Source organism: Streptomyces sp. NPDC005794 (assembly GCF_042871445.1).
Classification (GTDB): domain Bacteria; phylum Actinomycetota; class Actinomycetes; order Streptomycetales; family Streptomycetaceae; genus Streptomyces.
Window position 1 is genome coordinate 1 of record NZ_JBIAIN010000041.1, and the last position, 14768, is coordinate 14768.

Consider the following 14768-nt stretch of genomic DNA (forward strand, 5'->3'; position numbering starts at 1 on the left):
CCCATCCGCTCCGCGAACACCGGACTCGAATCAAGAAGATCAACCGCCATCCCCGCCCACTGCGACCCCTGCCCCGGAAACACAAACACCGGACGAGGCGAGCCGCCCTGAGCACGGCCGACAGTCACCCCACCGGCCGTGGTGTCGCCCTCGGCCAGGCGGTCGAGCCCGGCCAGCAGTTCGTCGCGGTCACGGCCGAGGACCACACCCCGCTGCTCGAACCGCGACCGCGCCGCCACCAGCGACCAGCCAAGGTCACCGACGCTCAAGTCGGGCTGTGCAAGCAGGAATTCGCGCAGCTGTACGGCCTGGTCGCGCAGAGCGGTGTCACTCTTCGCCGACAGGGCCAGCGGCATGAGACCTGGAAGCACCGCCGAGGCCGACGGCACGGCGTTCTGCTCGGGCTCGTCGGAGCCCGGCTCGTCGACCGGTGCCTGCTCCACGATGACGTGAGCGTTCGTGCCGCTCATGCCGAAGGAGGAGACGCCCGCGCGGCGCGGCAGGCCCGGCTCGCGCTCGGGCCAATCCCGCGCCTGTGTCAGGAGTTCGACGGTGCCCGCCGACCAGTCGACCTCGGAGGTCGGGGTGTCCACGTGGAGGGTCTTCGGCAGGACGCCTTCACGCATCGCCATGACCATCTTGATGACACCGGCGACACCGGCGGCGGCCTGCGTGTGACCGATGTTGGACTTCAATGAGCCCAGCCACAGGGGCCGTTCCTCCGAGTGCTCCTTGCCGTAGGTGGCGAGGAGGGCCTGCGCCTCGATCGGGTCCCCGAGCGTCGTACCCGTACCGTGCGCCTCGACCACGTCGACGTCGGCGGCGGACAAGCCGGCGCTCGCCAGGGCGGCACGGATCACGCGGCGCTGGGAGGGGCCGTTGGGCGCGGTCAGGCCGTTGCTCGCGCCGTCCTGGTTGACGGCCGAGCCGCGCAGGACCGCAAGCACGCGGTGACCGTTGCGGCGGGCGTCCGAAAGCCGCTCCACGAGCAGCATGCCGACACCCTCACCCCAACCGGTGCCGTCCGCCGCGTCCGCGAAGGCCTTGCAGCGGCCGTCGGCTGCGAGGCCGCGCTGACGGCTGAACTCGACAAACGTCTCCGGGGACGACATGACGGTCACGCCGCCCGCGAGCGCCATGGTGCATTCGCCCTGCCGCAACGCCTGGGCGGCCAGGTGCAGGGCGACCAAGGAGGAAGAGCAGGCCGTGTCGACCGTGACGGCCGGGCCCTGGAGGCCGAGAACGTAGGAGAGACGTCCGGACATGACGCTGGTGGTGTTGCCCGTGAGGAGGTGGCCCTCGACGCCTTCGGGTGCTTGCCGGACGCCTTCACCGTAACCCTGGTAGCCGGAGCCGACGAAGACACCGGCGCGGGAGCCGCGCAGGGCGGCTGGGTCGATGCCCGCGCGCTCGAAGGCTTCCCACGCGGTCTCCAGGAGGAGCCGCTGCTGCGGGTCCATGGCGAGCGCCTCGCGCGGCGAGATACCGAAGAACCCGGCGTCGAAGGCGCCCGCCTCCTGCAGGAAGCCGCCGTGGCGGGCGTAGAAGGTGCCCTGCTTGTCGGGGTCGGGGTCGTAGAGACCCTCGACGTCCCAGCCGCGGCCCTCAGGCAGGTCCCCGATGGCATCGGCGCCATCCGCGACGAGTCGCCACAGGTCCTCGGGGCTGCGTACGCCACCGGGAAAGCGGCAGCTCATGCCAACGATCGCGATGGGCTCCCTGGCGGCCGCGGCGAGCTGCTGATTCTGCCGTCGCAGCCGTTCGGTCTCCTTCAGAGACGCGCGCAGCGCTTCAACGACCGTGTCCGAAGGCCTCGTCATGTCCGGCTCCACATCCGTGCTGCGTCATTACGTGCTGCGTCATTAGGTGCTGCTCCGGTGCGTGGCGCGCCGTTGCCTGCTGCGTCGTTGCGTGCCGCGTCGTTGCCTGCCGCTTCAGGAATCACTGTTGTCCAAGGCCATCTGGATCAGGGTGTCCACGTCCATGGCGTCGATAGAGGCGTCCGCCTCGCCGTCATCGGCCGTGACCGTGGCCGTGTCCCCTGTCGCGTCGGGAACGGCGAGTTGCAGGAGGGCATCCATCAGGCCCGCCTCGCGGATACGAGCGATCGGGACAGCCGCGAGTGCCCTGCGGACCTCGGCGTCCGCCGGGTCGTCCCCGGCATCGGCGTCGGCGTCTGCGTCGGGCAGGAGTTCGGCGAGGAGCCGGCGGGCCAGCTCCCCGGGGGTGGGGTGGTCGAAGACGAGGGTGCTCGGCAAGCTCAGGCCCGTCGCTCCGTTGAGACGGGTGCGCAGTTCGACGGCGGTCAGCGAGTCGAACCCGAAGTCCTTGAAGGCGCGGTCCTCGCGGACGGCATCCGTGCCAGTGTGTCCGAGGACAGCGGCGACTTCGGTGCGCACCAGATTCAGGACGGTCCGCTCACGTTCGCTGGGCGACACGGCGGCAAGCCGGTCGCGCAGGGCGGCACCGGCTCCGGCTCCGGCGGTCGCGTCAGTGGGGCCCGCTCCCGACGCGGCGCCCAAGGCGCGCCGGGCTTCCGGCAGTTCGTCGAGCAGCGGGCTCGGCCGCCGCACGGTGAACGCCGGGGCGAACCGCTCCCAGTCGACGTCGGCGACGGTGATCAGCGGTTCACGCCGGTCGAGTGCCAGCCCCAGTGCCGTCACGGCCGACTCGGGCCGCATCACGGGCAGGCCCCGCTTGCTCAGGTGCGCCGCGGCGTCGTCGTCCCCGGCCATACCGGATCCGGCCCACGGGCCCCAGGCAATCGACGTCACGGGCCGTCCCAGGCCCTTGCGGCGCTCGGCGAGACCGTCGAGGAAGGCGTTGGCAGCGGCGTACGCGGCCTGGCCGCCGCTGCCCCACACCCCGGCGATGGACGAGAACAGCACGAAGGCGTCCAGCGGCGTGTCGCCGAGGAGTTCGTCGAGGTGGGCCGCGCCCGCGGTCTTCGCCTCGACGATCGTGGCGAAGTCCTCCGGCCCGGTCTCGTCGATCACCAGGTCCTGGCCGAGGCCCGCCGCGTGCACGACGGCGCTGAGCGGGGCATCCGCGGGCACCGCGTCCAGGAGCCGGGCGAGCGCGTCCCGGTCGGCCACGTCACATGCCGCGATGGTGACCTTGGTACCCAACTCCTCGAGCTCGGCGCGAAGTTCCTGGGCGCCCGGCGCGTCAGCCCCGCGCCTGCTCGTCAGGACGAGGTGCTGGGCGCCACCGCCCGCACACCACCGGGCCACGTGGGCGCCGAGGGCGCCGGTGCCACCGGTGACGAGAACGGTTCCGCGCGGTCGCCAGTGCCCAGCAGGAGCGGTGCTCCGGGGCGCCCGCACGAGACGACGTACGAGAAGACCCGAGGGACGCAGGGCGAGTTGGTCCTCAGCGAAGCCTGGCGCGGTGGCACGGGAGAGGAGGGTCGTGAGAAGCGCGCGGGTGGGGCCGGGAACGGATCCCTGGTCGACCTCCACGCCCTTCGCGTCGTCCGCAACATCCGTGCCTTGCTCGGCCTCCGTGGGCTCCGTGAGCTCTGTGGCCCGCGTCGGCTCCGCCGGCTCGGTGACGTCGATGAGGCCGCCCCACACGTCAGGGTGTTCCAGGCCCACGACTCGCCCGAAGCCCCACACCTGTGACTGCGCGACGCTGCGCACGGGGTCGGCGGAGCCCACGGACACCGCGCCGGACGTCGCGAGCCACAGGCGTCCACCGGCGTCGGCGTCGACGACGGCCTGCGTCAGGGCGAGGGTCGCCGTCATGCCCCGCGTCAGGGCGGCAACGGCGGCGCGCGCTTCCGGACCGAGGCCGGTGTCCCCGTCTTCGGCACCCGCCCGACGGTACGGACGCTCGTCCAGGGCCAGCAGCGACAGCACACCGGCCAGGGCGCCATCAGGACCGGAAGTGGTCTCCTCCGCGGCTTCCCGCAGGAACCGCGTCAGGGTCACACGGTCGGCGGCCTCGTCCTCGACGACGAGCCGCCGGACCTGCGCGCCCCCGGCGACGAGTGCCTCCTCGGCTGCCGTGCACCAGGGATGCCTGGCTGCTCGGGCCGGAACCACCAGCACCCAGGCGCCCCGGAGCGTGGAACCGATGCCGGTGCCGGTGCCTGTGCCTGTCACGGAACCAGCACCAGAACCGCCGGAAAGAGGCTTCCAGGTAACCTGGTACCGCAGAGCGTCCAGCTCGTGCTGCTCCTGCCGACGGCGCCGCCACGTCGCGAGCGCGGGCAGCACCGACTCCAGCGAAGCCTCCTGGTCCAACTCCAGCGCTTCCGCGAGTCCTTCCAGGTCCTCCCGCTGCACGACCTCCCAGAACTCGGCGTCCACCGCGTCACCCTGACCACCGGCCGACGAGTCGGCATCCTTCGGCTGCGGCCAGTAGTGCTGGTGCTGGAAGGCGTACGTGGGCAGGTCGACGCGGTGGCGTTCCTCGGTGGGCCCGTACTGGGGCGCCCAGTCCACCTCGGTTCCGCGTACGTGGAGCTTGGCCAGGGCGGTCAGGAAGCTGTCCGCCTCGGGGCGGTCCTTGCGCAGAGCCCCGATCAGCCCCGCCTGGACAGCCGGGTCGGTGAACGTGTCATGCGCCATCGCCGTCAACACGGAATCCGGGCCCAGCTCCAGAAGTGTGGTCACACCCTGCGCCGTAAAGGTGCCGAGTCCGTCATGGAAGCGGACAGCCTCACGGACATGCCCGACCCAATACCCCGGATCCTGAAGCTCGGCCACTCCCGCCAACTCACCGGTGACGTTGGAGACCACCGACAAGACCGGCACCCCATACGACAAACCCTCCGCGACCTCACGGAAATCATCCAGCACAGGATCCATCAACGGCGAGTGGAAAGCATGCGACACCCTCAACCACCGCACCTTCCGACCCCCACCACGCAAGACCTCCTCCAGGCCCTCCAGAACCACACGATCACCGGAAAGCACCACCTGAGAAGGCCCGTTCACAGCCGCCACACCCACCCGGTCCGACAACCCCTCAAGCAACGGCAGCACATCGGCCTCCACCGCCTGAACCGCCAACATCCCCCCACCCTCAGGCAACGCCTGCATCAACCGACCACGCGCAACCACCAGCCGAACCGCATCCTCCAACGACCACAGGCCGGCCACAAACGCCGCAACCAACTCACCGACCGAATGCCCACCCACAACATCCGGCCTCACCCCAAACCACTCCCCAAGCCGATACAACGCCACCTCGACAGCGAACAGCGCAGGCTGCGCATACTCCGTCCGCTCCAACAACCCCGCATCCCCACCGAACATCACGTCCTTCAAAGGACGCTCAAGCAACCCGTCCAGATGCGCACACACCTCATCCAACGCATCCGCGAACACCGGGAACGCCTCATACAACTCACGCCCCATACCAACCCGCTGACTACCCTGACCAGTGAAGACCACACCCAGGCGACCCTCGACAACCGACCCCTGAACGACACCCGGCCCACCCGACGCCACGACCTCAAGACCAGCCAAGAAATCGTCCCGCTCCCGGCCGAACACGACGGCCCGGTGTTCGTGCAGAGCCCGGCCCGACAGCAACGACCAGCTCACGTCAACGGGTTGAGAGGCCGATTCCTCGGCCACGTGATCCCTCAGCCTCTCGGCCTGCGCCCGCAGCGCCTCAGCGCTGCGACCCGACACCACCCACGGCACGACCACCGCAGGCGACGAGACGACCACCGGAGACTCCACCCCGGCAAGCTCCTCCACCGGGGCCTGCTCCACGATCACATGCGCGTTCGTACCGCTCACACCGAACGACGACACACCCGCACGACGCGGGACGCCCTCACCCCGGTCGGCCCACTCACGCGCCTCCGTCAGCAACTCGACAGCACCCGCCGACCAGTCCACATGCGAACTCGGCTCATCCACATGCAAGGTCCGAGGCAACACACCAGCCCGCATCGCCATCACCATCTTGATGACACCCGCGACACCAGCCGCCGCCTGCGTATGACCGATGTTCGACTTGATCGACCCCAGCCACAACGGCTGCTCAGCAGAGCGCTCCTGACCGTACGTGGCAAGCAACGCCTGCGCCTCGATCGGATCACCCAACGTCGTACCCGTACCATGCGCCTCCACCGCATCGACGTCACCGGCAGACAGACCGGCACTGGCAAGGGCGGCACGAATCACCCGCTGCTGGGAGGGGCCGTTCGGGGCGGTGAGGCCATTGCTCGCACCGTCCTGGTTCACGGCCGAACCACGGACGACGGCCAGGACGTCATGGCCGTTGCGGCGCGCATCCGACAACCGCTCCAGGAGCAGCAGGCCCACACCCTCACCCCACCCCGTACCATCCGCAGCCTCCGCGAACGCCTTGCACCGACCATCCACCGCAAGCCCACGCTGACGACTGAACTCGATGAAGGCGCTCGGCGTGGACATCACCGTGACGCCGCCGGCGAGTGCCATGTCGCACTCGCCCCGGCGCAACGCCTGCGCGGCCAGGTGCAGGGCGACGAGGGCCGACGAACAGGCCGTGTCCACCGTCATGGCGGGACCTTCGAACCCGAACGCATACGACAGCCGGCCCGAGACCACGCTCGCCGCGTTGCCGGTGCCGATGTAGCCCTCGGCACCTTCGGGTGCGTCTTTGAGAAGGTCCAGGTAGTCCTGGCCGTTAGTGCCCACGAACACGCCGGTGCGGCTGCCGTGCAACGTCGGTGGTGCGATGCCCACGCGCTCGAACAGCTCCCAGGAGGTCTCCAGGAGGAACCGCTGCTGCGGGTCCATCGCCAGGGCCTCGCGCGGCGAGATCCCGAAGAAGTCCGCGTCGAACCCGCCGGCGTCCGGCAGGAAACCGCCCTGCCGCGCATAGGTGGAGCCGGGCGTCGCCGAATCCGGATCGTACAGCGCCCCCGTGTCCCAGCCACGGTCGGCCGGGAACTCGCCCATGGCGTCCACGCCATCCGCGAGGAGCCGCCACAAGTCCTCCGGGCCGCGTACGCCGCCGGGGAAGCGGCAGCTCATCGACACGATCGCGATGGGCTCGTCGTCGCCCGCACCGGAAGGCGACGCCGCGGCGGCGGCACCGGCGTCAATGCCGGTACCGGCGAGTTCGTCGCCGAGGAGCAGGCCGGACAGGTGGTCGGCGACGGCACGCGACGAGGGGTGGTCGAAGACCAGGGTCGCCGGAAGGGTCAGTCCGGTCGCGACGCCCAGTCGGTTACGGAACTCGACCGAGGTCAGCGAGTCGAAGCCGAGCGCCTTGAACGCACTGTCCCCGGGCACCGCTCCCGTCCCGCCGTGCCCGAGCACCGCCGCCGCCTGTGTGCGTACGAGGTCGAGCAGGGCGCGCTCGGCATCCGGCCGCGTCAGCGCGGCCAACTGCCGTTCCAGAGGCGGGGTTTCGTTCGCACCGGCTGCGGCGGGACGCGCCGCGCGGGCAGCCGCCGCCTCCGGCAGCTCGTCGAAGAGGGTGCTGGTACGGGTGGCCGTGAAACGGTCGAAGAACCGGTCCCACGCCACGTCGGCGACCACGAGCGCGGCAGCTTCGGTGCGTGCGCCGTTCGCGGCGGGGCCGTTCATGGCCGGGCCAGCCGTGGCCAAGCCGTCCGCAGCCAGGTGGAAGGCCTGATGGAAGACCACGCGGCGCAGTGCCTCGGTGGCGCGCTCGGGGTCCATGACGGGCAGACCGGCCTGGCTCATCCGCTCGTCGGAGCCGTCGTCGGCCGCCATGCCGCCGCCGGCCCACGGGCCCCAGCCGATCGACAACGCGGGCAGTCCCGACGCTCGTCGCCGCTCGGCGAGGGCGTCGAGGAAGGCGTTGGCGGCGGCGTAGTTACCCTGCCCCGGCGCCCCCACGGCCCCGGTGAGGGAGGAGAAGAGCACGAAGGCCGACAGGTCGGCGTCGCGGGTCAGCTCGTCCAGATGACGCGCTGACTCCACCTTCGACCGGAACACCGACGCCACGCGCTCAGCCGTCAGACCATCCAGCACCCCGTCGTCCAGGACACCGGCGGCATGGAACACACCGCTCAACGGCACATCACCGGGCACGTCGGCGAGCAGTCGCGCCAAGGCCTCACGGTCGGCGACATCACACGCCGCCACCGTCACCCGTACGCCCCACTCTTCCAACTCGGCCCGCAGTTCCAGAGCGCCAGGCGCTTCAAGCCCACGTCGGCTCGTCAGGATCAGATGTTCGACTCCCGTACGAGCCAGCCACCGCGCCACATGCGCACCCAACGCACCCGTACCGCCCGTGACCAACACCGAGCCGCGAGCAGACCAGCCACCCTCAGGTGCGACATCGCCGAACGGCGCACGCACGAGTCGACGCACGAACACACCGGAACCACGCACCGCCACCTGATCCTCCCCCGAGGGAACACCGAGAACCTGGGCGAGTCGCGTCAGAGCACGCGAGTCCGGCGTCTCGGGCAGGTCGACCAGTCCGCCCCAACGTTCGGGGTGTTCGAGGGCGGCGACCCGGCCCAGACCCCAGACGGCCGCGCGGTCGGCGTCGGCAACGGCGTCCGAGCCGCTCACTGAGACCGCTCCCCGCGTCGCCACCCACAGCGGCGCTGCCACTTCCCCGTCGCTCAGGGCTTGGACGAGGGCAAGCGTCAGCAGAACAGGGCTCAGGACAGTGTCCGCGTCCGTGCTGTCCTTGCCATCACTGTCCCTGCCCTCCGTACCGTCCACCTGCGACGACTCGGGGTTCGGCCCACAGGCCAGCAGAGACAACACCCCGGAGACCTGGGCGCCCGGCTCCTGATGCTGGCCCGCGAGAGCTTCGTTCAGTCGCTGCCGCCACATGTCACGCTCGGTGTCCGGCGTCTCCACCCGCAGCAGACGCGCCTGTGCCCCACTCTGCTCAAGAGCCCGCGTGAAGGCATCGACCCATGGCTCATCGGCCACGTCCGCACAGGCGACGATCAGCCACGTGCCCGTGAGCCCGGCCTGTGCGGTCCTGGCAAGCGGCTTCCAGGCGATCCGGTACTGCCAGCGGTCCAGCTCGGACTGTTCGTGCCGCTGCCGCCGCCATGCGGTGAGGGCGGGCAGCACGGACCGGAGCGGTGCCTCTTCGTCGATCTCCAGGGCACCTGTGAGCGCCGCGAGGTCCTCGTCCTCCACGGCCTTCCAGAAAACGGCGTCCACGGGGTCGGTCCCGTCACCCGCCGTGGTCGCCGACGCCTGCTCCAGCGGGTTGAGCCAGAGGTGCTCGTGCTGGAAGGCGTACGTGGGCAGGTCGACCGTGCGGCACACCTCGACCGGCTCGAAGAACCGGGCCCAGCCGACGGAGATGTCCCTGGCGTGGAGGCGAGCGAGGGCGGTCAGGAAGCTGTCCGTCTCAGGGCGGTCCTTGCGCAGAGCCCCGATCAGCCCCGCCTGTGCGGCCGGGTCGGTGAACGTGTCATGCGCCATCGCCGTCAACACGGAATCCGGGCCCAGCTCCAGAAGTGTGGTCACACCCTGCGCCGTAAAGGTGCCGAGTCCGTCATGGAAGCGGACAGCCTCACGGACATGCCCGACCCAATACCCCGGATCCTGAAGCTCAGCTACGTCCGCCAGCTCACCGGTGACGTTGGAGACCACCGACAAGACCGGCACCCCATACGACAAACCCTCCGCGACCTCACGGAAATCATCCAGCACAGGATCCATCAACGGCGAGTGGAAAGCATGCGACACCCTCAACCACCGCACCTTCCGACCCCCACCACGCAAGACCTCCTCCAGGCCCTCCAGAACCACACGATCACCGGAAAGCACCACCTGAGACGGCCCGTTCACAGCCGCCACACCCACCCGATCACTGAGCAACGGCAGCACATCGGCCTCCACCGCCTGGACCGCCAACATCCCCCCACCCTCAGGCAACGCCTGCATCAACCGACCACGCGCAACCACCAGCCGAACCGCATCCTCCAGCGACCAGAGGCCGGCCACATACGCCGCGACCAACTCACCGACCGAATGCCCACCCACAACATCCGGCCTCACCCCAAACCACTCCGCAAGCCGATACAACGCCACCTCGACCGCGAACAACGCAGGCTGCGCAAACTCCGTCCGCTCCAACACCCCCGCATCCCCACCGAACATCACGTCCTTCAGGGGACGGTCAAGGAGGGCGTCCAGATGCGCACACACCTCATCCAACGCATCCGCGAACACCGGGAACGCCTCATACAACTCACGCCCCATACCAACCCGCTGACTACCCTGACCGGTGAAGACCACACCCAGGCGACCCTCGACAACCGACCCCTGAACGACACCCGGCCCACCCGACGCCAGCGACTCCAAACCGGCCAAGAAATCTCCACGCTCCCGACCGAACACCACCGCACGATGCTCCAGCGTCGCCCGACCCGACAGCAACGACCAGCCCACATCGACCGGCTCAAGCCCGCCGCGCTCGACCACGTGCTCCCGCAGCCGCTCAGCCTGCGCCCGCAGCGCCTCAGCACTCCGGCCCGACACCATCCACGGCACCACCCTCGACGGCGTGGCCACCGGAGACGTGACATCAGCGGGCACCTCCATCGGCGCCTGCTCCACAATGACGTGGGCGTTCGTACCGCTCACACCGAACGACGACACACCCGCACGACGCGGGACACCCTCTCCCCGGTCGGCCCACTCACGCGCCTCCGTCAGCAACTCGACAGCACCCGCCGACCAGTCCACATGCGAACTCGGCTCATCCACATGCAAGGTCCGAGGCAACACACCAGCCCGCATCGCCATCACCATCTTGATGACACCCGCGACACCAGCCGCCGCCTGCGTATGACCGATGTTCGACTTGATCGACCCCAGCCACAACGGCACCCCAGCAGAACGCTCCTGACCGTACGTGGCGAGCAACGCCTGCGCCTCGATCGGATCACCCAACGTCGTACCCGTACCATGCGCCTCCACCGCATCGACGTCACCAGCAGACAGACCGGCACTGGCAAGGGCAGCACGAATCACCCGCTGCTGCGACGGACCATTCGGAGCCGTCAGGCCGCTGCTGGCGCCGTCCTGGTTGACCGCTGTGCCGCGGACGACGGCGAGGACGCGGTGGCCGTTGCGGCGGGCATCGGAGAGGCGTTCGAGCAGGAGCAGACCGACGCCCTCGCCCCAGCCGGTGCCGTCGGCGGCCTCGGCGAACGCCTTGCAGCGGCCGTCCGTCGCGAGCCCACGCTGACGACTGAACTCCACGAACGTGTCGGGCGTCGACATGACGGTCACGCCGCCGGCGAGGGCCAGGGTGCACTCGCCCTGGCGCAGCGCCTGGGCAGCGAGGTGCAGAGCGACGAGTGAGGAGGAGCAGGCCGTGTCGATGGTGACAGCCGGGCCTTCGAGGCCGAAGGTGTACGAGACACGGCCGGAGGCGATACTTCCGGCGCTGCCGTTGCCGAGGTATCCCTCGAACTCCTCCAGGCCCTCGGGGTTGCTCAGGATCCGGTTGCCGTAGTCGCCGTACATGACGCCGGCGAAGACGCCGGTCCTGGAGCCGCGTACGGACAGCGGGTCGATGCCCGCGCGCTCGAACGCCTCCCAGGTCGCTTCCAGGAGGAGCCGCTGCTGCGGGTCGATGGCCAGGGCCTCGCGCGGGGAGATCCCGAAGAACGCGGGGTCGAACTCCGCCGCGTCGTGCAGGAAACCGCCCTCGCGCGCATAGCTCTTGCCGGGGCGGGTCGGGTCAGGGTCGTGGAGGTCCGCGTCCCAGCCTCGGTCGTCCGGGAAGAGAGAGATCGCGTCCCCACCCTCGGCGACGAGCTGCCAGAGGTCTTCCGGGCCGCCCACCCCGCCTGGGTAGCGGCAGCTCATCGCCACGATAGCAATGGGCTCCCTGCTCACGGACTCGGCGTCCTGTAGACGCTGCCGGGTCTGGTGCAGATCTGCGGTAACTCGCTTGAGGTACTCGCGGAGTTTCTGCTCGTTCGCCATTTTCGGTGCGACTCCTTCAACGCAGAGGGCCGACCCCATCACATCTGCGGGAGGGTAGGGGAAACAACCCCTACCCTCCCCCTACAGACCCCTTTATGATTTTCTGGGAATCGCCGGAAATCACTGAGACTTACTGAGTTCATCGCTGATTGCCGGTGATTACCGAGGATTGCGGTCAGGAGACGCCGAGGTTGTTGTCGATGAAGTCGAACATGTCGTCGTCGTCGGCCTCTTCGAGCTGCTCCGCGATGGCCGGCCCGTCGGCGCCACCCACCTCCGTGGCGTCCAGTCTGCCGAGCAGTGCCCGCAGCCTGAACCGCACGGCGGCACGTTCGTCGCCTTCCGGCAGGCCTGCGGCCAGGGCCGTTTCCAGGCTTGCCAGCTCGGCCACCACACCGCCGGACCGTGCTCCCACGGCTCCCTCCGTCGTGCCGCCGTCGCGCGGCAGGCTCTCGTCCAGGTGAGCGGCGAGAGCGGTCGGCGACGGGTGGTCGAAGATGAGCGTCGCGGGAAGACGCAGCCCGGAAAGGGAGTTCAGTCGATTCCTGAGTTCCACCGCAGTGAGCGAGTCGACACCCAGTTCAAGGAATCCCCGGGTGGCGCCGACCGCCCCGGGCCCGGAATGCCCGAGCACCATGGCCACATTATCGCGCACCACGTCGAGCAGTACACGTTCCCGCTCCGTTCCCGACAATCCCGCCAATTGCTTGACGAGGAGGGGCACCGCACTGTTGGCGTCCGCGGCGTTCCCGGAGCGCGCGAGCGCCCTGGCGACGCGTCGGGCGTGGGTGCGGACCAGGTCGGAGAAGACGGGCTGTACGCCGTCGGGGCCCGCGGAAGCCCGCATGGCCGCGCTGTCCAGACGCAGCGTCACGAGGACGGCGGGGGCCGTCGAGGCGCTCAAGGTCACGGCGATGTCCAGGAGACCCAGACCTTCGGCCGTGGACAGCGGTGCCACACCGCCGCGGGCCATGCGTTCGAGGTCCACGCCGCCCAGCTTGCCGGTCATGTCGCTGTCCTGCGCCCACAGGCCCCAGGCCAGCGAGGTCGCCGGGAGCCCCTGGCCCCTGCGGATGACCGCGAGGGCGTCGAGGAGGCTGTTGGCGGCCGCGTAGTTCGCCTGGCCGGGGCTGCCGAGGACACCGGCGGCGGAGGAGAACAGGACGAACGCGGACAAGTCCAGGCCGGCAGTCAGCTCGTGCAGGTTCAGCGCCGCGTCCACCTTCGGCCGCAGGACCGTGGCCAGGCGTTCGGGGGTGAGGGAGGTGACGACCCCGTCGTCGAGGACACCGGCCACGTGCACCACCGCCGAGAGACCGTCACCGGCCTCTTCCAGGAGAGCGGCCAGGGCGTCACGGTCGGCCACGTCGCACGCGGCCACGGCGACCTTCGCGCCGGCCTCCTCCAGCTCTGCCCGCAGCTTGTCGGCGCCCTCGGCGGCCTCGCCCCTGCGGGAGACCAGGAGCAGATCCCGTACGCCGTGCCGCTCGGCCAAGTGCTGCACCACGACCCGCCCCAGACCACCGAACGCACCCGTCACCAGGACCGTGCCCGTGCCCCATGGCGTGGTCACGTCCTCGGCCACAGCGGCGGTTACGCGCGACAGCCGCGGCACCCACACCGCTCCGTCCCGCACCGCCACCTCGGGCTCACCCGACGCCAGCACACCAGCCAGCACCGATCCCGCGTCGGCATCGGCATCGGCATCGGCATCGATGAGGACGAACCGCCCCGGATGCTCCACCTGCGCGGACCGCACGAGACCCCAGACCGCCGCGCCCGCGGCATCGAGCTCCACGCCCGTACTCGCGCCCGCACTCCCGCCCGTACCCGTGACCGGGACCGCGCCCCGCGTCACGACGACGAGCCGTGACTCCTCGAACCGCTCGTCGGCCAGCCACTCCTGTACGACACCGAGTACGCCGGTCAGCATCGCTGTGACATCCTCCGGGCGTACGAGCTCCGCTACCCGGGCGGCCCGTGAGGGAGCCACCGGCCACACCACGGCCTGCGGGCGCTGTTCCCCCGCCGCGATGGCGGTGCCCAGCGCCGCGAGATCCGCGAACGACCGTGCCCCGGCAGCCAATCCGGATCCGGATCCGCCGAGTACTGCCCACGGCACCTGCTCGGCCGAGGCCTCAGGCTGCCGCTTCCACTCGACGTGGAACATCGAGTCGGCGACGGAACCACCGCCGAACTGGTCGGCGTCGACCGGGCGCGAGACGAGCGAGTCCACGGTGGCGACCACCTGCCCGGTCTCGTCGGCAAGCGTCAGGGAGACGGCATCCACTCCGGCGCTGCTCAGGCGCACCCGGACCGTAGCGGCACCTGCCCTGCGAAGCCGAACCCCGCTCCAAGCGAACGGCAGGCCGAGTCCCCGGCGTTCGTCGTCGCCGTCCCCCTGCTGCGGCAGCAGCAGGGTGGAGTGCAGCGCGGCGTCAAGCAGGGCCGGGTGCAGCGTGAAGGCCGCGGCGTCCGCGCCGTCCGGCAGCGCGACCTCGGCGAACACCTCGTCGCCGCGCCGCCAGGCGGCACGCAGCCCCTGGAACACCGGCCCGTAGCCATACCCCGTCTCGGCGAGACGGTCGTACAGGGCAGCCGCGTCCTCGATCGGCTGCGCGTCCGGCGGCGGCCACTGGGTCAGCCCCTCGGACTCCGTCTCATCGGCCGCGGAGGACAGGAAACCGGCTGCGTGGCGGGTCCATGGGCCCTCAGGGTCCGCCTCGTCGCGAGAGTGAACGCTCACCGGCGAACGCCCGTGCTCGTCGGTCGCTCCGACGCTGACCTGGAGCTGTACACCACCACGCTCGGGCAGCACCAGCGGAGCCGCCAGCGTCAGCTCCTCAAGGACCTCACAACCGACCT

The 14768-nt window shown here is 70.1% G+C and carries 3 protein-coding genes; all 3 read right to left on the minus strand.

Annotated features, from left to right (window positions below; all coding sequences use genetic code 11):
• Window positions 1-1820: type I polyketide synthase (locus tag ACFYQ5_RS35720; protein WP_389203741.1), on the minus strand; the 1820-nt coding region annotated here is incomplete at its 3' end.
• Between the two features lie 114 nt (window positions 1821-1934).
• Window positions 1935-11903, minus strand: a complete 9969-nt coding sequence (locus ACFYQ5_RS35725) for a type I polyketide synthase (RefSeq protein ID WP_389203743.1) — start codon at window positions 11901-11903, stop codon at window positions 1935-1937.
• Between the two features lie 175 nt (window positions 11904-12078).
• On the minus strand, window positions 12079-14768 hold a 2690-nt coding region (locus tag ACFYQ5_RS35730), incomplete at its 5' end, for a type I polyketide synthase (protein WP_389203746.1).